The 21,637-nt window shown below is 44.6% G+C and carries 16 protein-coding genes and 1 pseudogene; 9 read left to right on the top strand and 8 right to left on the bottom strand.

Going from position 1 to position 21,637, the window contains the following annotated elements; all coding sequences use genetic code 11:
* Positions 1-318: 318 nt before the first annotated feature.
* The 7 genes from RJD38_RS15780 (at position 319) to RJD38_RS15750 (ending at position 8,201) form a co-directional block, all read left to right on the top strand.
* Positions 319-1,923 carry an ABC-F family ATPase gene (locus tag RJD38_RS15780; RefSeq protein WP_083163799.1) on the top strand — a complete coding sequence of 535 codons (1,605 nt, stop codon included), beginning with the start codon at positions 319-321 and terminating at the stop codon, positions 1,921-1,923.
* Positions 1,924-2,078: 155 nt separating this feature from the next.
* Complete coding sequence (locus RJD38_RS15775; RefSeq protein WP_038219336.1) at positions 2,079-2,507, top strand: VF530 family DNA-binding protein; 429 nt, start codon at positions 2,079-2,081, stop codon at positions 2,505-2,507.
* Positions 2,508-2,901: 394 nt separating this feature from the next.
* Positions 2,902-4,128 (top strand): sodium/glutamate symporter, encoded by a 1,227-nt coding sequence (gene gltS, locus RJD38_RS15770; protein ID WP_065546535.1) that lies wholly within the window; start codon positions 2,902-2,904, stop codon positions 4,126-4,128.
* A gap of 345 nt (positions 4,129-4,473) precedes the next feature.
* Positions 4,474-6,210, top strand: coding sequence for a diguanylate cyclase (locus tag RJD38_RS15765; protein WP_065546534.1), 1,737 nt, complete (start codon positions 4,474-4,476; stop codon positions 6,208-6,210).
* A gap of 174 nt (positions 6,211-6,384) precedes the next feature.
* Entirely contained in the window at positions 6,385-6,756 is a 372-nt protein-coding gene (locus tag RJD38_RS15760) for a DUF2750 domain-containing protein (protein WP_005599875.1), read from the top strand.
* A 309-nt stretch (positions 6,757-7,065) separates the two neighbouring features.
* The gene (locus RJD38_RS15755; RefSeq protein ID WP_005599877.1) at positions 7,066-7,590 is read left to right on the top strand and encodes an RNA methyltransferase; all 525 of its coding nucleotides are present in this window, start codon (positions 7,066-7,068) and stop codon (positions 7,588-7,590) included.
* Positions 7,591-7,826: 236 nt separating this feature from the next.
* The gene (locus RJD38_RS15750) at positions 7,827-8,201 is read left to right on the top strand and encodes a hypothetical protein (RefSeq protein WP_005599879.1); all 375 of its coding nucleotides are present in this window, start codon (positions 7,827-7,829) and stop codon (positions 8,199-8,201) included.
* A gap of 188 nt (positions 8,202-8,389) precedes the next feature.
* Here the strand turns inward: RJD38_RS15750 and RJD38_RS15745 are convergent, their stop codons facing one another.
* The 3 genes from RJD38_RS15745 to speG form a co-directional block, all read right to left on the bottom strand.
* Positions 8,390-10,387, bottom strand: coding sequence for a leucine-rich repeat domain-containing protein (locus RJD38_RS15745; RefSeq protein ID WP_065546533.1), 1,998 nt, complete (start codon positions 10,385-10,387; stop codon positions 8,390-8,392).
* Positions 10,388-10,547: 160 nt separating this feature from the next.
* The gene (locus tag RJD38_RS15740; RefSeq protein WP_065546532.1) at positions 10,548-11,216 is read right to left on the bottom strand and encodes a hypothetical protein; all 669 of its coding nucleotides are present in this window, start codon (positions 11,214-11,216) and stop codon (positions 10,548-10,550) included.
* Positions 11,217-11,465: 249 nt separating this feature from the next.
* Entirely contained in the window at positions 11,466-11,993 is a 528-nt protein-coding gene (speG, locus tag RJD38_RS15735; RefSeq protein WP_005599882.1) for a spermidine N1-acetyltransferase, read from the bottom strand.
* A gap of 263 nt (positions 11,994-12,256) precedes the next feature.
* On the opposite strand from speG, the gene RJD38_RS15730 reads away from it, so the two are divergent.
* Positions 12,257-13,693, top strand: a complete 1,437-nt coding sequence (locus tag RJD38_RS15730; protein ID WP_065546531.1) for a coniferyl aldehyde dehydrogenase — start codon at positions 12,257-12,259, stop codon at positions 13,691-13,693.
* A 92-nt stretch (positions 13,694-13,785) separates the two neighbouring features.
* Here the strand turns inward: RJD38_RS15730 and secF are convergent, their stop codons facing one another.
* From secF to RJD38_RS15705, 5 genes are all read right to left on the bottom strand, one after another.
* Positions 13,786-14,682, bottom strand: a complete 897-nt coding sequence (gene secF, locus RJD38_RS15725; protein WP_005599884.1) for a protein translocase subunit SecF — start codon at positions 14,680-14,682, stop codon at positions 13,786-13,788.
* A 2-nt stretch (positions 14,683-14,684) separates the two neighbouring features.
* Entirely contained in the window at positions 14,685-16,499 is a 1,815-nt protein-coding gene (gene secD, locus RJD38_RS15720) for a protein translocase subunit SecD (protein WP_065546530.1), read from the bottom strand.
* 208 nt (positions 16,500-16,707) lie between these two features.
* On the bottom strand, positions 16,708-17,163 hold the full coding sequence (locus RJD38_RS15715) for a hypothetical protein (protein WP_005599887.1): 456 nt from the start codon (positions 17,161-17,163) through the stop codon (positions 16,708-16,710).
* A 368-nt stretch (positions 17,164-17,531) separates the two neighbouring features.
* Positions 17,532-19,379, bottom strand: a complete 1,848-nt coding sequence (locus RJD38_RS15710; RefSeq protein ID WP_065546529.1) for a M3 family metallopeptidase — start codon at positions 19,377-19,379, stop codon at positions 17,532-17,534.
* Between the two features lie 283 nt (positions 19,380-19,662).
* On the bottom strand, positions 19,663-20,550 hold the full coding sequence (locus RJD38_RS15705) for a PA4780 family RIO1-like protein kinase (RefSeq protein WP_005599889.1): 888 nt from the start codon (positions 20,548-20,550) through the stop codon (positions 19,663-19,665).
* A 607-nt stretch (positions 20,551-21,157) separates the two neighbouring features.
* Between RJD38_RS15705 and RJD38_RS15700 the strand changes: the two are divergent.
* A pseudogene (locus RJD38_RS15700) lies at positions 21,158-21,583 on the top strand (alpha-amylase family glycosyl hydrolase); the annotation flags it as partial.
* Positions 21,584-21,637 lie beyond the last annotated feature (54 nt).

Here is a 21,637-nt window from a genome sequence, read left to right as displayed (position 1 = left end):
ATCCTTTCTGTACGACCCACAATATAGCGTGAAGTAAAATTGGTGTATTGAACGATATTGCAGCACCAGCATTTAGATTAAGCGCTTTGGTGGTGATTTTATCGGTTAAGGTCTGTTTTTGCTATCTATCATCCGCCAAGGATGGCCATTTATGCGCTTTTTTTTGTGAAAATTACACTCAATATTAACGTGACCTATATCACCTTATGAATGAATCAGCTAGAATAGCGGCCACATCCAATATGACCTTTTTTAACAGTATCTCGAAAGTGAATTAAGAGCTTGTTATTAAAAGAAATTTACTTCGAGGGCACTGCTATCATAAGTACAAATAATATCACCATGCAATTTGGTGCCGAGCCACTGTTTGAAAACATTTCAGCTAAGTTCGGTAATGGTAACCGTTACGGCCTAATTGGTGCGAACGGCTGTGGTAAGTCAACATTCATGAAAATCTTGAGCGGTGCGCTAACACCAAGTTCAGGTAATGTTTCGATTACTCCAGGGCTTAAACTGGGCGTATTGAGCCAAGATCAGTTTGCTTTTGAACAACACAATGTTATCGATGTTGTGATCATGGGCGACCGTAAACTGTGGGAAGTGAAGCAAGAGCGTGAGCGTATCTATTCATTGCCGGAGATGAGTGAAGAAGACGGCATGAAAGTGGCAGAGCTTGAAAGCGAGTTTGCCGAAATGGATGGTTATACCGCAGAAAGCCGCGCGGGTGATATTTTGCTACAAGCAGGTATTGAGGAAGAGTTTCATTTTGGCCTGATGCAGCAAGTGGCACCGGGTTGGAAACTACGTGTGCTATTGGCACAGGCGCTGTTCGCCAACCCTGATATTTTGCTACTCGACGAACCAACCAACAACTTGGATATTCATACCATCAACTGGTTGGCGGAAGAGTTGAACCAACGTAAGTGTACGATGATCATCATCTCGCACGACCGTCACTTCCTAAACTCTGTGTGTACACACATGGCGGATATCGATTACGGTGAGCTACGCATTTACCCTGGTAACTATGAGTACTTCCTTGAAGCTTCGGGTTTGATTCGCGAGCAACTATTGGCCTCGAATGCAAAGAAAACGGCAGAAATTAACGAACTACAAGATTTCGTGAACCGTTTTGGTGCCAATGCTTCTAAAGCGAAGCAAGCAAGCTCACGTGCTAAGAAAATGGATAAGATCCAATTAGACGAAGTGAAATCAAGTAGCCGTGTTAGCCCGTCGATCGACTTTGGTGAAGGTAAAAAACTGCACCGTTTAGCACTTGAATTGCAAGACCTTGGCCACGCTTTTGGTGACGAACTGTTGTTTGAAAAAGGCAACTTATTGCTTGAAGCGGGCACGCGTTTAGCGGTTATCGGTGAAAACGGCGTGGGTAAAACCACTTTACTACGCTGTCTAGTGAGAGAACTAGAGCAGACACAAGGCGTAGTGAAATGGTCAGAAAATGCCTCGATCGGTTACTGCCCGCAAGACAGCACTGCAGATTTTGATAACGATCTGACCATTTTTGAGTGGATCTCGCAATGGCGTACAGTGAAACACAATGACTTGATGGTGCGTGGTATTTTAGGTCGTCTGTTGTTTACGGCGGATGATGCCAATAAAAAAGCCAAAAACTGTTCAGGTGGTGAGAAGAACCGCCTACTATTTGGTAAACTGATGATGCAAGATATCAATGTACTGGTAATGGATGAGCCAACCAACCACATGGATATGGAAGCGATTGAAGCACTGAATAGCGCATTAAAGGTTTATACTGGCACGTTGATTTTTGTCAGTCACGACCGTGAGTTTGTTTCATCACTGGCGACGTCTATTATTGACGTGAAAGAGAAAAAATTGGTGAGCTTCCAAGGTACGTTTGATGAGTACATGGCACATCAGAAAAAAGTTCTTAACGCCGCGTAATCTAGCGCACTAAGCCTTAGAATGGCGAATAACCGTAATTCAAATCGATGTAGGTTATTCGCTGTAATGAATTAATTTATACCCTTAGAAAGGTATGGTGGGGCGCTGAAAGCGCGCCATTGATAATAAAGGAGCCGTTCATGAGCCATGAATTTATGACCGACGAAGAACGCATCGAACTACAGCAGAATAACCCACTGCACGGCCTTAAATTAGAAGACATGCTGCAGCAGCTTGTTGATCATTACGGCTGGGTCATTCTTGATACGGCAATGCGTATGAACTGCTTCAACACGAAACCAAGTATTGCTAGCAGTGTTAAATACCTGAAAAAGACCGAGTGGGCGCGTGAGCGTGTAGAGAACTTTTATCTATACCGCTTTAAACGCATGCCAAAAGCATCGGAATACGAATACAACTTACCACCGCGTTCACGTACTTTCCCACATGGTTTAGAGCCACGTGAACCAATGGAACTGACGGTTGAATCGATTTTAGCCTCTCAAGCAAAAGCGGCTTCTGCGCATAAAGAACGCGCATCCAGACAGCGTGCAGATCGTTCGCGTTTCCATCATCGTCGATAGTTAACGAGTTCGTTTTATACCGAAAGCCAAACACGATTGTTTGGCTTTTTTATTGTTCTCCATTCATTCTTCCTCTGCCCCATTTTCTCTTCGACCATCCAGATTATTTTCATGACTCAATCATGGCATTGACGTACTTTTCTCACTAGGTGATTTTGTTGAATTTGACTAAATTCAATAGGATATTTACTAATTACGAACGGCGTTCCATTTAATCATTCTTATCAGGAAAGAATAATTAACGCTTAATTCACATTTAATTCTTAATTAATGAGAATTGAGTTGGTCTGCAACCTAGTAATGTAACCTATCAACAGGCAACCTGATTCGCGAGCCATAGCTCACACAATGAAGCGGTAACTCAAGGAATGAGAAAAAGGAATAAAGAGGTTGTATGAATCAGGTTATATCTGTCGGTCCACAGGAGTCATTTTTAGTCGCGATTTTCGTGCTATTTTTAGGCCAGTTTATTAACGCAAAATTACCGACCTTAAAGAAATTCAACATCCCTGAACCCATCGTAGGTGGCTTGATTGTCGCGTGTGCGATCACCACGCTGCATTTCCAAGGTATCGATCTGGTTTTTGACTTGCCATTACAAAACACATTCATGTTGATGTTTTTTGCTACGGTCGGTTTAGCGGCGAATTACACTCAGTTAGTTAAAGGTGGCGCGAAGGTCTTTCTTTTCCTTGCGGTCGCATCGGTTTACATTCTTATCCAAAATGCTGTAGGCGTTTCTTTGGCGAGTATGCTGGGCTTAGATCCACTTATGGGTCTTATTGCCGGTTCCATTACGTTATCCGGTGGTCATGGCACAGGTGCGGCATGGTCGCAAACCTTCCAAGATGTTTATGGCTTAGATAATGTGCTCGAGATTGCGATGGCATCAGCCACATTTGGTCTGGTGATGGGGGGCATTATTGGTAGCCCGGTTGCTCAACGCTTGATTGAAAAGCGCAAGTTAGAGTCAGATTACGGCCACACCAACCAAACGCACCAAGAGTTTCCTGAATTGGTCACTTACAACGAGCATGAGGAAGATCGTGTCACGGCGAAGAAGGTGGTTGAGAGCTTAGCCCTGATCTTGTTCTGTGTGACTGGGGCTGGCTATGTAGAAGAGTGGGTAAGCTCATTTGGTATCAAATGGTTAATGATCCCAGATTTTGTTTACGCATTGTTCATTGGTGTGGTGATCACCAACATTCTTGAAGTGACTAAAGCTCGTAAATTGGATTTAGAGACCGTTGATATTCTTGGCACGGTATCATTGTCCCTATTTCTAGCGATGGCATTGATGAGTCTAAAACTATGGAATATCTTTGATCTAGCGATTCCATTCCTGATTATTTTAGGCGTGCAGTCAATGATTTTGGCGGTCTTTGCTTACCACGTAACGTTCCGTGTAATGGGCAGCAACTACGATGCAGCGGTGATTGCGAGTGGTCATTGTGGTTTTGGACTGGGTGCGACGCCAACCGCTGTGATGAATATGGGCTCAATCGTGAGTCGTCATGGTCCGTCGCCACAAGCGTTTATGGTGGTGCCGATTGTGGGCGCATTCTTTATCGACATCGTCAACTTAATGATCCTGCAAGGCTGTATCGCGTTTATCCACTAATGTTACGCGGCTTTGGCCGAGAGTGGATGATAGATAGCGACGCGACATCATCGCGAGAATATACACCACGTAAAAACCAGTCAGTTTTCTGACTGGCTTTTTTATATCTCTATATCTGATAAGGAGATGAGTACCACATTGATTTGGCATTTCTTCGCCGTTGTTAGTGCGTAATTGAACCCAGTGCACATAAATGAATATTGAGCGCTATCCTGATCAGCTCCATTCGATTTTAAGACTAAACTTATGGGTGAGCTGTGTCGGCTAACCTATTCAATTTACGGTTTTTATTGACTGACATTCGCCTAAATATTTCACGATTCCCACGTTGTTTATGGAGAAACAATGAAGAAGTCATTTAGTCAGTTCCAATATTTCCCCATTATCGCCCTTGCCATTTCGATGGTGGTTGGCGGCTATCTTTACAATCGCACCTTAGATGAGTGGCTGACTAAAATTGTCAGTGGCTATATGTTTGGTCTTATCGAAGATGTCTCGTTTGAAATGCAACGCTCACAACTGGACTTGTATGACATGGAAGCGGCAGAGATTGACCAATTCCTCAGCGAGATCCCGCAAGCGAATTTTGGCCGTCGCTTTACCATCGTCCACAGCTCTGGAAAAGTCTTGGGTGATTCCCAACTGACTGAGCATGAAGTCTCATTACTTGATGACCACAGCAATCGTGGTGAAATCATTTCCGCGCTTTCGGGTGACCCGGGTATCGCTAAACGCTATAGCCCAACACTCAACCAAGAACTGCTGTATGTAGCGAAGAAACTTGAGATGATGGATGACGAACATGGCCACGACACAACCTATGTGTTGCGGCTAGCGATGCCGATGACGACGCTTTATGCCATGGCGATCGATCTGGAACTGATTGTATTTGCGCTGCTGGGTTGTTCGCTTATCGTGTTGATCTCGTCGTTGTGGTACAGCAACCGCAAAATCTTCTATGTGGTGAATAAGGAAAGAGATAAGCAAGAAGAGCGGATTCGAAAAAGCACCCAAGAAATCGAGTTGTTGCATCGGTTGGCGAATATGCTGGCTGCTTGTAATACTATCAGTGAAGCGCAGAGTGTGGTTGCTGACATCATTCCGCGTATCTTAGGCAACATAAATGGTTGCGTGTCGATTATGCGTGAGTCGCGTAACCAGCTTGAAGTGAAGCTTGATTGGGGGGGCGAGTGGCCGGCCAATAAAGTGTACGCGCCTTCAGATTGCTGGGCGCTGCGTAAAGGTAAGCATCATCTGTCTCAAGATGAGCATCACAACTTGCCTTGTACTCATATGGACCACTGTGAAACGAGTGGCCTCACCTTATGTGTGCCGTTAACGGCACATGGCAATACCGTGGGGATGTTCCATTTATATTTCGATTCGCAAGTTGAGGCGATTAATGAGGAAACCAAGCAACTTGCTTTCACTATTGCCGAACATCTTGGCCTTGCATTAGCCAACTTAAGTTTACAAGAGAAGTTACGTTCACAAGCATTAAGTGATCCACTGACGGGACTATATAATCGCCGTTTCTTTGAAGAAGCGATAGAGAGTGAGTGGGTGAAGTCAGGTCAAACTCAAACACCGCTTTCCTTACTGATGCTCGATTTGGATCATTTTAAGCGCTTCAATGACAATTTCGGTCATGACGCGGGCGACTATGTACTTAAAGAAGTGTCGAATCTGCTCAAGCGTACCATTGGTGAAGAGCACGTCGCCTGCCGATTAGGCGGGGAGGAGCTTGCGGTGCTTAGCCCTAATTGTAATATTGAACAATCGATGTTGCTGGCCAATTCGATTGTTCAAGCCGTGCGAGAGTTACATCTTGATATGAAAGGCCTATCGTTAGGTCAGTTAGGCGTCTCTATTGGGGTCACCACCTATCCAGATTTGAATGCTTCAACCCAAGATTTGGTCAAAGCCGCCGATACTGCGCTCTATCAAGCCAAAGATAATGGACGTAGCCAAGCGATTCACACCAATCAGCCCCATAAGGACACCAAGCGTGTTGAGCCAGAGCCAGAGGCAGAACAAGAATCGGAGTGCGAGGAACCAAATTCGTTGGTGCCATCAACCTAATCTTGTTGATCTTCAATCTGCCACAGAATGCTATTGGTTCGTGGCTTCGTGAGAAGTATTGTATTCGTTTTGGTGATTCTATTTCAGTGCGCGCGTTTTATTCTCTATTAGCCAGTACATCCGAGTAGAAAAGCAGGATATACTGGCGAGGTATCTATGATTAAAAGGCTACCTATGAGTGATTCATCTGCTGTAACTGTACCACGTGACCCAATGGCACGTTTCGATGCGTTTTTTAAAGCGATTGTTGAAAGCAAAAAAATCTGGCTATTGATTGATGAGCACGGCAGTGTGCTGCTGAACACGGATGATGAAGAGTGTGTGCCAGTATGGCCATCAGAAGAGCACGCGTTGCAATGGGCAACCGATGAGTGGGAAGGCTTTACGGCAGAGCCAATCTCTTTAGCGAAATGGAAAAGCCGCTGGACTCGTGGTCTAGAACAAGATGATCTTTCTCTTGTGGTATTCCCTGACGCGGAAGGCGAAGGCTTAGTGCTTTACCCTGATGAGTTTGAATTTGAAATGATCAAGCGTGAGCGTCGCTAATCTAACGCGGTTCTATCTGATCTAAGCTGGCGCATAAACGCTAGCCTAAGTTGACGTTGGCAGTGCTCAAGTATCATGAGCATTGCCAATAACCTGATCACCCACCTCTCTTCAGAGGCTCACATCATTCAGCCATGATCGCTGATTAATCTCGTCACCTCTGCTGTTTTCTTCGCTAACCCTTCTCCTTGCACTCAGGATTGCTGCGCGTCTATTAACGATGTTTTTTTGAATCTAGGCCTGCATTTGCTAGAATGCCGCCCTTCGTAGGCTACGGTGCCTGACAATGTAAGATCAGAGACGCATAACATGAATAACACTCACACCATCATTGGATTAATCAACCCGAAAAGCCCTGAAAACGTCGGCGCAGTAATGAGAGCGGCTGGCTGTTATCAAGCGAATGCGGTGACCTATACGGGTGAACGCTACGATCGTGCGGTGAAGTTTGCGACTGATACCAAGAGTATGATTCAGAGTATTCCATTGACGGGGGCTGATTGTGTGCTTGATGGTTTAGCGGAAGATGTAAAGATTGTCTGTGTTGAGTTAGCAGAAGGCGCGACGCCACTGCCGTATTTTCAGCATCCAGACAAAGCGATTTATGTTTTTGGGCCTGAAGATGGCTCGATTCCTCAACAGGTTGCCGATAGAGCGGATCATGTCGTTTATGTACCAACGATTGGCTGTATGAATCTTGCAGCTTCGGTGAATGTACTGCTTTATGATCGTTTGGCTAAGTCAGAAAACATGATTCAAGGTGATGAGCTGATCCGCAGCAGCCGAGATAATAAAAATAAGCTTGTGATTAAATCGACCAGTGATGTCGCGTAAGCGATTGACATCAAAAGATGTATTGAGACTCCTGTTGCTGTATTCAACCGCTGTAATTTTGTCCAATCGTTTTGACAAAGGTGGGCATTAGGCTTGAAATGAGGCAAGCTGTAGCAATATGGTGCGGTTAATTCTCCATTCATTGCCGCATATAAAAGTTAAAGTTGATGCCGAGGCATACGCGAGCGCGTAAACTTAAGCTTATAATAGAATCAGTTAGAGCAGGAGAATCAGTAATGACTCATAAAACAAAAACAATGGAAGTCCCTGTCGCGATTGCCGACAGGGTGCAAGCGCTGATTGATGCTCATGAAGCTAAAGAGAAGTTCAACTCTGAACGTAAAGCGGTAGTAAACAACTTATTGGCGATGGATAAACTGAGTTGTGAAATGGCGGTGTACAGTTTCCCACAGAGCGAGCTGCTTGATACGCTGCGCTTTGTTTATGAACTGTCGGGTACTAACAGCCGTTTTGTGAAAAATATTCTTACTCAATCGAGAGAGAACCCGAATAAGGTTCTTTCTGATGCACAGCGTTCATCAGCGAAAAGTCTACTATTTAACCTGATCAATGAGCCTTCGGTTGTGTCTGCGATGAAAGAGATCGAATAATTAGACCGGTAATATGAGTGATCGCTTTGGTTTGCCTTCTATCCTCATAAATTGAACACAAATAAAAACGCAGAGTCTCAATCAGAGCTCTGCGTTTTTGTTTTTATCTCAGCGAACTGATTTAAATGACTCTTATCTTTCGCGTGCTCATAAGCGGGTCTGGTTATTGTGATCGTGTCAGTGCTGCATCAACGGTAGATGACATCCTCAGGATAGCCATAGTAGTCACCTTCTTCGTCGCTTGATTCTGACGCAAAAGCCGCGTAGTCCACCTGAGTATCACGGTTATAAGCGATCACTTTGATGGCTTCATTATTCCAAAACGCATACTCTTCAATCCTTGTCACGGAGGCTGGGATCTCTAATTCAAGCAGCTTATTGTCGGTAAAGGCTGCATGGCCGATTAATTTGAGCGAATCAGGCAAGGTCACCTTAGTTAACTTGCTTCTGCGAAAGGCATCGGAGCCGATAGCCTCAACCGTGACACCATTAAACTGATTCGGAATTACAATCTCGGTATAACGGGCAAAGTACTCCAAAATAGTGCCCGTTTCTGCCTCAAAATTAACGTCTTTCAGGGTTAACGTATGAGGCGAGGTAAGTTGATGCTGAGAAAATGGCGTCGCATCGAGTAAGTGTTCTGGAAAAGCGTTAGGGGCAATCGAAACCGTCGGGCTGTGTATTGCGATACTGGTTAATGGGTTGAAGTCAAAGGCATCTTTAGCGATAACTTGCACTGATGGTGGAATGGATACATGAGTTAGGGCGTTTTCGGCTAAGGCCCGCTCGCCAATAAAGGTGAGAGAATCAGGCAAAGTGATACTGGCGATCTGATTGACGGAAAAAGCGTAGTCGTGGATTTCTCGTAATGAGTCAGAGAGTGTCACCTTGGTGAGTTCATTATCGAAGAAGGCAAAACGACCAATGCTGGTGACAGAGTCTGGCACGACCAATTCGTCTAGGTTGTTACCATCAAAAGCATGTTCACCAATGCGCTCGAGTGACTGAGATAGCGTCATTTTTTCAAGTTCATTATCATTGAAGGCATATTCGCCAATTTGAGTGACGGAGTCTGGAATTGTTATTTTCGTCAACTGGTTTTCTTCGAACGCCATTTCTCCAATCGTGACTAAATTATTTGACAGAGTCACACTGGTTAAGGCGTTTTCAGCAAAAGCCCGATACTCAATCGAAGTGACGGAGTCAGGGATGGTGACATGTGCCAGCGAATTTTCAATAAAGGCACTATTACCAATGGTGACAATGCCTTCAGGTAAGATCACGCTGGTTAAGCCATTTTCAGCGAAGGCGCGATAGCCGATCTCTTTCACTGAGTTGGGAATATCGACATGAGTGATTTGATTATTAGCAAAGGCGTCACGTTCGATGGATTCTACTTGATGAGGAATCTCTATTTCACTGAGCGCATTATGTTCAAAGGCGCCGTTGCCAATCAAGGTTAATGAGTGAGGTAGCACTACTCGTGTTAAGTGGCAGTGGCGAAAGGCGCAATACTCAATCTCGGTTACGCGCATACCATCAAAATTGTCTGGAATAATGATGTTGGTGTAACTGGAATAGTATTGGAGGATTCGGCCTGTCTCTGGATTAAAATCGACGTCGATTGACGTGAGGGTATGCTCCTGCTCTAAAGCAGATGCAGAAAAAGGGGTTGATTCCAGTAGATCACCATCAAATGCATTGTGACCAATCGTTAGTATCGAGTCAGGTAGCGAAATCGCGCTGAGTTGGTTGTCGGCAAAAGCGCCTTTATTGATGCGAATCACCGAATTTGGAATCGCCACATCAGTCAATTGATTATTAGAGAAAGCTCTCTCTCCAATCGAGGTGACGGAATTTGGAATAGTGACCTGACCAAGCTCATTCCCCATGAACACACCATCTTCAATAGTGCTTAGAGCGTTAGGCAACGTTACACTGGTCAGTTCATTATTGAGAAACGCATATTCACCGATATAAGTGATTGAATCGGCGATAGTGACATGGGTTAAGTCACAGCGGCTAAACGCTTCTTCATCAATGGCGACGACGGGAATATGATTGAATGTTTCAGGAATAATAATCTCGGTGTAGCTTGCCGTGTATTCGGTAATCATTCCCGAGCTTTGGTCAAATTCAACGTCTGCTAATGTCAGAGTATGAGCTTGGCGGTTGGAATTATTCATGACTTCCTCTTGATTCTGGAAAAAGGCTCAGGCGTATTTGCTCGATCCTGACGATAATATTCAGTGACTTTGTATACAAACGAGGTAAGCAGCATGCCAAGAAGCTATTGATTTGGCCATGCTACTTTAAAGTGTTACACATCCTGTTTGGTGGGGGCCATTAAACAAACAGCGCTTTTACTTGTTTGTAGAGAAACGCCCATCGGCTTAGTACGCTCGAGTCCATTGAGACATAGTAACCATGATCGCCAACCTCAATGTAATCGACGCTGCCATCATAGACAAACCATGCGTTGCCACTCGGATATTCGACAGATTTATAAGTAAATCGATCAAATCTCAACCTTTCTTCAAGATATCCGAGTTCACTCTTAAAATGACACGACACAGTCGAAGAGAGCTTTGTGCCATCGATCAGTTCTTGAATCTTGATCTTAACGTCTCGGGTTTGAAAACGTTCACCATAGCTGTAAGCGATGTCGAGTGAATTATATTGTCCTCTATAGCTGATTCCATCCATCTCTTCTCTGTTTGGGTTTTCCAGAGCTAACGCATACTCAAAATCATCGAAGATCTGCGTTTTATTGTTGATGTAGTCGATTTTGCCGTTAGGGTAGGTTTTTGCTGCGAGTGCCGAGCAGATATGTTCAAGCTTTGCGTTAATCATGCTGTCTTTACCGACCAGTACCAGAGAGGTAAACGGGGTAATAATGATAATGGCTAAGGCGATTAGGATTGGGTTGTGCCAGAATCGCTTTTGTTTTTTAGGTGGTACGTTGGAGTGTTTTTTTTCTTTTTTAGCCGAATTTTTGCGTTTATTTTTAGCCATAACGATACAACAAATAGCCTTATTTTTTATATAAGAGAAATACTTGCTCACTGAAGAGGAGTGAACCATGAAAATAGAAGGCCGTACTTTAACTCCTCTATTCAATAATTTATGTGGTGCTGATTGTATTTTGTGGTTTTACAGCCTACATATCTTGGATAATTTCCCTCAGGCTTAAATAGAAAAGGGCTTCTCTGTGAGAAGCCCTTTGCATCAATTGCCGTATATATCTGTGATATCAGTAATGTGCTATTGCTTATTGCGATTCGCTAGGTAGTTATCTTGAAGAATATACATGCGCTTGATATCGCAGTATTCGCCGTTAACGAAGATTTCTTTGACTAAATGCCCTTCCTCAACAAAGCCGCTTTTTTCATACAGATGAATCGCCTTCTCGTTGTTGACGGCCACATGCAAATACACTTTGTGCAGGTTTAAAATAGTAAAAGCGTAATTCAACGCTTTATTGATCAAACCGCGAGCATAGCCGCAACCTTGATAGTTTGGCGCAATAATGATTTGGAATTCAGCGTTGCGGTGAATGGAGTTAATTTCAACTAACTCGACAAGGCCAATGGCTTGATTCTCCGAGTTTTCCGCGATAAAACGGCGTTCATTACTGTCGTGAATGTGTTTACGGTAGAGGTCTTCCAGCTCGTAGTACGATTCATACGGTTCTTCAAACCAATATGACATGATTGAACGGTTGTTGTTTAGCTGGTGAATAAAGCGAAGGTCTGTTTGCTCGAGAGCACGTAATCGGATTTCATTATCCATGTTACTTTCCATTAACAAGTAAATATAGTAGTAACAGCACAGTCTTTAGTGTCTTATGCTGATGGCGAGAACATATCACTATAATTTGGAGTGGGGAACCACTATTTAGCACATTTTTAGATAATGTTACTGCTGATGTTATTCGGTATGGGGGTGTCTACTACCCAGAGAAGTGGGTTACAAGGAGGCTATCGAACAGCCGTGATTTCTGAGTTAAAACTGGCTATTCTTAAGTCGATGAATCGTAAGAGTGTATTAAGGTTATGGAGAAGATCGTCGATCTAAATCGTTGGCAAAAAGCGCATGTAAAATCTCAGGAAGAATTACAGGTGTTATTTGAAGAGTTAAGTGGGAATTTTCAAGCACAGCCATACCCAGAACTGTCGCATCGTTTGCAGATCTTAATGCAGCTTAAGCAGGCATTAATTGAGCATCAAGCCGATCTGATTCGTGCGCTGGATGAGGATTATGGTTACCGTAGCGAATTTGATAGTACGATTTGCGATTTACTTCCGGCGATTGAACATATCCATTACACCTGTAAAAATTTGCGTAAGTGGGCTAAACCATCAAAACGTCGCTCGGGCTTATTATTAGCCCCTTCTCGTATTAAAGTTATCTATCAACCTCTAGGTGTTGTGGGGGTTATCGTTCCTTGGAATTTCCCAATTTTTCTTAGTATTGCGCCAGTCGTTACTGCATTAGCTGCGGGTAATCGAGTGATGGTGAAACTCAGTGAGCATACCCCGAATACAAATCAGATCTTGAGCAAGATTCTCGCCCACCTTGATGGCTATGTTTGCGCGGTGGAAGGAGAGGTTGAGATAGCGCAGTATTTTTCTCAATTGCCTTTTGACCATTTACTCTTTACTGGCTCAACTCAAGTTGGCCGTATGGTGGCAGAGCAAGCGGCGAAAAACCTAACCCCAGTCATACTCGAATTGGGTGGAAAATCACCGGTTATTATTGCGCCGGATGCTGATATTGATAAAGCGGTGGCGGCCATATTAATGGGCAAATCACTCAATGCTGGACAGATCTGTGTTGCCCCAGATTATGTTTTGCTGCCAGAAGATCAGCAACAAGCCTTTATAGAAAGTTACTTTCGCCAATATCGCCAAGCATACCTTAATCAGAATCATCAGTTGGCGATGACACGCATCATCAATCAAGCGCAGTTTGAGCGTTTAATCCGTTATATCGAAGATGCCAAACTAAAAGGCGGCAAGGTTTACACTATCGAAGATGTGCCTCTCGGTGAGCGTGAGATGCTGCCACATCTGATCACCACTCTCAGTGATGATATGTTGGTGACCGAGGAAGAGATTTTTGGCCCTATTTTACCGATTATCGGTTATCACCATGTTGACCAAGCAATCGAATATATCGAAAATCGCCCACGGCCATTAGCGCTCTATTTAATGAGTAACGATAAAACGTTAATTGAACAGGTTAGCCACCAGACACACAGCGGTGGTCTGTGTATCAATGATACCTTATTGCACGTTTCAGCACATGATGCGCCGTTTGGTGGGATAGGGGCTTCCGGTATGGGGCATTATCACGGTGTGGAAGGGTTTCGCAGTTTGTCGAAAGCGAAGACAGTCTTGACGACGCCAAGTTGGTTACCGCGTGCTCGCTGGATTATTCAGCACCGGAAGTGGATGAAGAAAGTCATGGCAGCGATGTTCATCAAGTAAAAAAAATCAGACCCTGAGGGTCTGATTTGATTATTGCACTTTATATTATACCGATTAACGACTATCTAAGTTATCACGCTTTACCCTAGGGGTTATGGCGCTTCAGAGATAGGCTCTGGCGCGTAATGCTGAGGGCCTAGATGAGTCAGTTCAGGAATGATGGTTGCGATGGTCATGGTTGACCATGTGCCCGCCACAATGCCGATGAACATGGTGATAGAGAAGCCGAATAGTGGCTCTCCGCCCAATAACCACAGTGACGCAACCGAAATCAGCGTGGTACCAGATGTAATTAAGGTACGTGACAGTGTATTTAAGATCGCTTGGTTGTTTAACTCTGCGATTGGTAATTTCACATTCGCTCTTAGTAGTTCACGAATACGGTCAGAGATGATGATTGAGTCATTGAGTGAGTAACCCAACACTGCTAACAGCGCCGCTAGTACCGTAAGGTTGAATTCCATTCCAGTCAGTGAGAAGAAACCGAGCAGAATAAACACATCGTGCATCAGCGCAAGTAGAGCCCCCGATGCTAAGCGCCATTCAAAGCGGAAGCTTAGATAGGCGAGGATCACCATCAAGGTAATCATTACCGCTAGGCCGCCTTGTTCTGCCAGCTCTTGTCCCACTTGTGGGCCAACTAAGCTGACGTTAATCATTTCCACATTGTCTGAGAAGCTTGCCAACAATTGTCTAATTTCAGGTTGTTGTTGAATATCTTCTGTGGCGGCGTAACGCAGCATCCACTGGCCATCATCACCCGTTGAAACAACCGATACTGGCTGGTGTAACGCAGCTTCAAGATTGGTTTGGATTTGCGCTGCGGTTAAGGTGTTATCTAAACGCACTTCGCTGATCATACCGCCAGTAAAATCGAGACCGAAATTCAGGCCTTTAGTTGCCAAAGAAAAAATCGATACGATGATCAGCAGGCAAGAAATCAAGCTGCCAGCGTGACGCCATTTGGTTAGTGTTTTATTGGTAATCATAATTAAATTCTCACTCCGCGACGTGAATCTTTACCCCAAATTAAATTGATCATCGCGCGAGACGCGAAAATGCCGGTGAACATGCTGGTTAACAAACCTAAGCCAAGCGTTAAGGCAAAGCCTTGAATTGGGCCATTACCAATCATGTAGAGCGTAGCGGCTGAAATCAGCGTCGTGATGTTGGAGTCAAGGATGGTGGCAAACGCGCTGCTAAAACCAAGATCAATGGATTGAGCAAGGCTGCGACCTTCACGAAGTTTTTCTTTAATTCGTTCAAAAATAAGTACGTTGGTATCTACCGCCATACCAATGGTTAATACCAAACCTGCGATACCCGGTAGTGTTAATACCGCACCAGGTAAGAGGGCAATGAGGCCAAGTAGCATCACCATGTTGATCAGCAAAGCACCGTTTGCCACCCAACCCAGTTTACGGTACCAAACTGCCATAAATAACAGAGTGAGCCCCATACCAAGCGCAAGAGCGGCAAAACCATTTTGGATGTTTTCAGCGCCTAAAGATGGGCCGATAGTTCGTTCTTCAACGATGGTGACTGGCGCGGTTAGCGAACCTGCACGCAGTAATAGCGCGAGATCTTGTGCATCATTGAGCTGGCCAACACCGGTAATTCTAAAACGGTTACCCAGCTGAGATTGGATGGTTGCAACGCTGATAATGGTGTTTGATTGCTCAACGTTGCCATTGGCATCACGGCTGTATTCACTGTAACCCGTCGCCATTGGTTTACCGATGTGCTTACCTGAGAAGTCAGACATCATTTTACCGCCCGCTGAATCGAGGCTGATGTTAACTTCCGGCATACCCATCTCGCCCATTCCTGCACGTGCGTCGACGATGTGTTCACCGGTTAGGACTGGTTTACGAGTCACATGTACTGGGCGACCATCTTTATCCATGATCATTTCAGTGCCAGCCATACGCTCTGGCTTCACTTCATAGAACGCAAGACTAGCAGTCGCCCCGATAACGTTTTTCGCTGCCGCTGGATCTTGTACACCCGGTAGTTCGATACGAATACGATGTTCACCTTGGCGTTGTACTGCCGCTTCAGTGATACCAAGCTCTTCGATACGGCTACGCATGGTTTGCAAGTTCTGTTGCACGGTTAGACTGGTTAGCGTCTGTTTTTCAGAATCCGCTAGTGCCATCGTCAAACCGTTATCACCTTCACCTTTCACCACCCATTGAGGGAATTGTTGGTTGATGTATTTACGCAGGGTGGCAACTGACTCTTCATTCGGTGCTTTTATGCTGATATCGGCATCGCGATCGGCTTCGACGCGAACACCACGAATGCGTTCTTCACGAGCGTAATCTTTAATAGAATCTTGCGCTTGCTCAGCATGAGAGCGGAAGACTTCTTTCATATCCACATCAAGTAAGAATTGCACGCCACCGCGTAGATCTAGGCCAAGTTTAATCGGCTTGAAGCCCATGTAGAGTAACCAAGTGGGTGCGGCTGGTACCATGGCCAGTGTGACGATATCTTCTTTTGGCGCAAAGTCAGCCAAGATGTTTTTGGCTTTGTTTTGGTCGTTCGCGTGTTCAAGTACAACTGTGGTTTCGTTGTCTTGTTGGCTGATACGCTTCACTGCAATATTGTGAGCATCAAGTTGTTGCTGCGCTGTCACAACAGAAATTGGTGCTGCTTTGTGATTCATGATCACGGCGGCGTTTTCACCAAACCAAGAGGGTAAGGCGCTGAACAACATGATGATGACCGTTGTGATTAGCACAACGTATTTCCATGCTGAGTAGTGGTTCAGCACAGTTCGGGAAGTTTTCTTTTTATGCATAACATTTTTCTCTTCGGCAAGGCCGATAGGAGTGAAAAAGTGTCGCACCTAGTATGATAAGAGATGAATCGTCATCGATCGCAGTCGCTTATAGCGTTTTTTGTGCAGTTTGCTCGAAATTTACCGAACATAACCACGGCGCTAAAACAGTGCGCGCGAAACAAGAGGTGTGACAAATTGAACCCAAAAAAGGGCAAGAGAGAAAAAGTTAAGCGTCGGCTTGGCTTATAAACCGATAGAGGAGGTTGGATTCTTTCCAGCCAGCAATACGATGTGACGTTGCAGGTGGGTGCAGTGTCCAGTCATGCCATTGGTCGAGCGCGAAATAAACGCTCCAGCGCAATGTTTGTGCATGAGTATCACTAAATTCGAATACAAGCTCATAGCTAGGTTCTGCTTCGTGCAGGCGCTCTGGGATAAATGAGCCATTGCGTAAAATAGAAGCAAGACTAGGAGAGAGTGATTTAGCTGGCGCACGATGCTCAATATGCAGTTTGTGAACTGGGCTTGAGGTAGCGTGATGCTCGGCGCTATCGTGGTGAATGATAACTTGAATCGGTTGGGTCAATAGCGGTTTGGTGATTGGCGCATTGGCGTCACCAGCGGCTAATGCTGCGCTAGCTGAAAAACAGGCGAGCAGCAAGCTAAGCATAACGCTCAACATCCGACACCGTTTAATCCACTGCTCACGCATACAATAACTCACACTATGATTCGCGCTCATCATAAGCCTGAGTTTCAAAATCGACAAGCGGTGAATGCGCTAAATGGGTAAAATATTCTCAATATATTGTTGAATAAAGCTGATGGTAACCTCAAGTGTTATTAGTTAACATTTTGATATTTAAGGAAGTAATGCCTTTCTGCTATGAGTTGTGTAAACGCAGGTTAGTGGCGGCTTTATTTCATCTACTGGGTATTATCTGACGGAAATACTTTGCTGAATCTTGCATAAAACTGACGTTATAAACAAAAACCGCCCTAAGGCGGTCTTAATCATGAGTGTTGCATTAAAGCGGTTTTACTCTCATCTTAGCAGCCGTAATGATGTTTGATGTATTGCTCAAATTGCTGACACATCATTTCACTCGACTGTTGATTGCTGGCTAAGGTTTGCGCGCCATCAATCACGGTAATTTTCGCATTGAGATCCGCTGGAACGCCTTGAGGTCGGGGACTGGCGTGTGCCATTTTTTGTTGCTGAACCTGCCAAGCTTCTTCCGCGGATAAGTTACAAACATCCGCCAGATACTTAGCATTGAAGCCTTCGCCGGTTAGGCTTTCAATGGTCTCATTGTGCGTGAGGCTGTTGCCTGGACGCCAGTAATGTTGATTAAGTAATGGCCCAATAGCAGGATTGTCAGTGAGATAACCGTACTCTGCTAGTAAGTATGCGCGAGTTTGATAGACTGCCATGTGTGCCAGCAAATAGCCTTGATAAGAGCAGGCGGATTCATCCGACAACAAATGAGGGATCGCCAACAGTGGTCGAGGACTGCATGCTAAACCCAGAATGCGCTGCTCTGTTTCGCGAGCAAGTGTTGTAATGTTCTCGGCGGTTAACTCATCGTCACTTAACTGATATAACGCACGTTCAAAATAGGGCACAACCAAAATAGAGCGTTCTTCATACGCTTTAAAAGGCTGGCGGCTTTTCGTCATGGCTTCAATCACAGAGTCGGGTACGACTTCCCCTTGATGGTTAAAGGCGTAACGTTTTAGCCAATCTGCGTCGTTTAACAAGCTATCGCAGAACATTGATTGTGTTTCGGCGTACGCCATTGACGTTGGGGCGAATTCAATTGAGAAACAAGGCGCGTTTTGCTTCATATTAGCAAAGTGTGCTGCATGACCTCCTTCATGGAATAAGGTATTAATCCCGCTGTAGCCGCTGCCAACTTGGTCTGGTTTTGCATTGCTGGTGAAGTTAACTTTCGCCGCAATCCATGCGCCTTGGTCGTAAAATGAGGGCACAGGGCCATGGCAAAAACCGTTTTGATACTTTCCTTTACGGTCGAGTAAATCTAGCGTTAGTTCAGCGCCCGAGTAATCAATATTCAAACGACCGAACGAGTCGACCCAACGGCGAAGCGATTGAGAGAAAGGCACATAAGGATCGAGATCGCGCATTGCATCACCGGAATAGGCGTAGACGAAGTTATGTCCCAGCAGTGCTTGGCGGCCTTTTTGTTCGCTTAGTGCTTGTAGGGCATCAAGGTTGCTCTGGCGGGTGCGCTGTTCAAAATCATCCAAAATGACAAACAGTTCATCACTGCTCATATGTTCCGTTTTTCGAACAGAATAATCGAAGTAGTTGGCAAAACCTTGTGCGCGCGCAAACTGGTTACGACGCTTAACCAAATCAATAAAGCCGTTTTGCAGCAGCCATTGTTCTAACTCAATAAAAGCTGAATGAGCGGATTGACGTACTGCTTCGTTATTACTGGTGCGTACAGCCGCGGCAAGCACCGGTAGAGATCCTTCGACTTGCTCGCCATTGTCATTGATGTAATGCATCACGTGCGCTTGTTTTGCTTTAAACAACTCAGCTTCGAATTGGATTAAATCTGCTTGTTGTTGTGCGGTTTGTGGCTCTTCAATCGCATGTGATTCAAATACCGCTAGCCAACCCGTCAGACCATGGGTGGTGGTGGATCGTTCATCAGCATTTTCGATGTTTTGCGCGAGCTCAAGTTGCTGTTTTACTTGCTTGAGGTTGTCAGCGCTGCTGAGAAATTGGCTCCATTGCGTCTGCGCTTTGGCCGCTGCGGGGTGATCGTCGCTTAGCCCCATGTAGGTATCCCAAAACCAGTCCTCTTTGGTGCGATGGATGATCAAATAGCGTGCATTGAGATCGTTGAGAAATTGTGTGGCAGTCATATCAATCCTTGTTGTTGTCGCCCTGAAAACCGTGAAGCAAGATGAAATGGGGGCATCCCAGAGCCGTGATGTAGGTAACGCCGAGTTATTTGATAACATGCAGAGGGGCTAATGAGCAAATATTGTCTTAGCAGTGTAGGATGAAAGCGGAAGGTTCAAAGACGGAAAGTAACGTGTGTTTACGGTGTACTTTAAGTCAGTGTGCGACTTTTTGTGCTTGCAGTGATGAGGGGCGTATTGTGAGGCGAAATTGTCGCTAAATTTACTCTAGCGACAATGTCATTTAGTCTTCTGCCCAGTTAAATTTGCTTTCATCAATGCCATCTTTGGCTTCTTTGATGCGTTCGCGTCGGTAGCGCTCTTCATCACGCGCGGCATCAATTTCTTGCATGATGGTGGCGAGATCGGCCACGGTATCGACTTCGGTAAATTGACCGGTTAATTCAGTTTCAGGTGTTAAATCACCTTTCTCGAATATAGCCCACATTTCTTTGGCATATTCGGTGGTTTTTAGTTCTGGTGCAAACTGGCTGTAATAGTCGCGAATATTGTTGATATCACGGGTTAACATCCATTCTGCATTATTATTCGCTGCCGCATCGACCGCTTGTGGTAGGTCGATAATCACCGGGCCCTGTTCATCAACCAGTACGTTAAATTCAGATAAGTCACCGTGGATCAAACCCGCACAAAGCATTTTGACCACATAGCCCATCATGGTTTTATGGTCTCGGAGTGCTTGCTCGGCAGATAGCTCGACATCGTTCAGACGTGGGGCAACATAGCCTTCCTCGTCGGTGACTAGCTCCATTAGTAAGACGCCATCAAAACAGCCATAAGGCACAGGGACACGTACACCGGCAGCGGCCAGCTTGTATAAAGCATCCACTTCCGCACTTTGCCACATCTTCTCTTGCTGTTCGCGACCAAAGCCTGAGCCTTTTTCCATCGCACGAGCGCGACGGCTATTACGGACTTTGCGGCCTTCTCGGTAGGCCACGGCTTTTTTAAAGCTGCGCTGAGTTGCTTCCTTATAAACCTTGGCACAGCGGATCGTCTCACCGCAGCGTACTATATACACTGAGGCTTCTTTGCCACTCATTAACTGGCTGGTCACTTCATCGACCAAACCATCGTCAACTAGGGGCTGTATTCGTTTCGGTATTTTCATGGCGTCGTTATACCCTAGTTCGCTCATGGATGTAATACAAAGCTGATGAATGGATGAAATATCTAGCAAATTTTGTTCAAAACGACATCTGAAGCGTCACCAAAATTCACAAAAGATCACTTTGAATTGCACAATCAAGTAAAAACGTGCAGTGAAAGTTAGCGTAATCGTTGATAAATGCAGAGAAGTTGAAAAATGAGCCTTAGCGGCGATGGTTCTGCATTCAGGGTGCTCAGAGCGAATGTTTGTAACCCTATGGCTAACATAAATATAGATGCGATTTTTGTCATGCGGGGAGAAAATAGATATCAACTTATTACTTACTGTCGATCTTTCTACTTTTACTGCATAGGAAATAGTCAAGGTTCAGGTTTAATAAGCGTGATCATGTCGTTGGTTAATCTTATGCGCAATATTTGTGATGTAAGATCAAGTTCCTTACTAATTATTTACTCAGTAACATTGGTGTGATTTAGTTAACATTCAAAAATGGAAAAATCGCTAATCCTATACGTCTAAATCGAGACAAGTCATTCGATTATCACTCATCCTTGAGGCAAATCTAAGATTATCGCTCGTTCTTTAAATATTTATTTGGAGTTCGTGTATGCATCCGTGGGTTAAGCAATCTGTTGTTTATCAAATCTACCCTCGTAGTTTTAATGATTCTAATTCTGATGGAATAGGTGACTTACAAGGAATTATTTGTAAGTTAGACTATTTATTAGAACTTGGCATCAATACCATCTGGTTAAGTCCTATTTATGAATCACCTTGCGATGATAATGGTTACGATATTAGTAACTATCAAAGCATATTGAAAGACTTTGGCACCATGGAGGATTTTGACCAACTCCTTGCAGAATGTCATCGTCGTGATATTAAATTGGTTATGGATTTAGTTATAAATCATTGCTCTGATGAGCATAATTGGTTTATTGAATCTAAGAAGTCCCGTGATAATCCATATTCAGATTATTTTCATTGGGTTGATGAACCTAATAATTGGAAGTCAGTCTTTGGTGGTTCAGCACTGAGGAATCCCCTAATGATTTTGATAAAAATCATAAATTTAAGGTAGATGCAC

The sequence above is a fragment of the Vibrio scophthalmi genome, assembly GCF_040869025.1.
GTDB lineage: Bacteria > Pseudomonadota > Gammaproteobacteria > Enterobacterales > Vibrionaceae > Vibrio > Vibrio scophthalmi.
This window is presented reverse-complemented; position numbering and strand designations above follow the sequence as displayed.

Bases quoted from the DNA above. Each gene is read 5' to 3' on its own strand.
- RJD38_RS15760 (WP_005599875.1), top strand. From the start codon at position 6,385: ATGAGTGATTCATCTGCTGTAACTGTACCACGTGACCCAATGGCACGT.
- secD (WP_065546530.1), bottom strand. From the start codon at position 16,499: ATGCATAAAAAGAAAACTTCCCGAACTGTGCTGAACCACTACTCAGCA.
- RJD38_RS15705 (WP_005599889.1), bottom strand. From the start codon at position 20,550: ATGAAAATACCGAAACGAATACAGCCCCTAGTTGACGATGGTTTGGTC.
- gltS (WP_065546535.1), top strand. From the start codon at position 2,902: ATGAATCAGGTTATATCTGTCGGTCCACAGGAGTCATTTTTAGTCGCG.
- RJD38_RS15715 (WP_005599887.1), bottom strand. From the start codon at position 17,163: ATGTTGAGCGTTATGCTTAGCTTGCTGCTCGCCTGTTTTTCAGCTAGC.
- RJD38_RS15740 (WP_065546532.1), bottom strand. From the start codon at position 11,216: ATGGCTAAAAATAAACGCAAAAATTCGGCTAAAAAAGAAAAAAAACAC.
- secF (WP_005599884.1), bottom strand. From the start codon at position 14,682: ATGATTACCAATAAAACACTAACCAAATGGCGTCACGCTGGCAGCTTG.
- RJD38_RS15710 (WP_065546529.1), bottom strand. From the start codon at position 19,379: ATGACTGCCACACAATTTCTCAACGATCTCAATGCACGCTATTTGATC.
- RJD38_RS15755 (WP_005599877.1), top strand. From the start codon at position 7,066: ATGAATAACACTCACACCATCATTGGATTAATCAACCCGAAAAGCCCT.
- speG (WP_005599882.1), bottom strand. From the start codon at position 11,993: ATGGATAATGAAATCCGATTACGTGCTCTCGAGCAAACAGACCTTCGC.
- RJD38_RS15745 (WP_065546533.1), bottom strand. From the start codon at position 10,387: ATGAATAATTCCAACCGCCAAGCTCATACTCTGACATTAGCAGACGTT.
- RJD38_RS15730 (WP_065546531.1), top strand. From the start codon at position 12,257: ATGGAGAAGATCGTCGATCTAAATCGTTGGCAAAAAGCGCATGTAAAA.
- RJD38_RS15750 (WP_005599879.1), top strand. From the start codon at position 7,827: ATGACTCATAAAACAAAAACAATGGAAGTCCCTGTCGCGATTGCCGAC.
- RJD38_RS15765 (WP_065546534.1), top strand. From the start codon at position 4,474: ATGAAGAAGTCATTTAGTCAGTTCCAATATTTCCCCATTATCGCCCTT.
- RJD38_RS15775 (WP_038219336.1), top strand. From the start codon at position 2,079: ATGACCGACGAAGAACGCATCGAACTACAGCAGAATAACCCACTGCAC.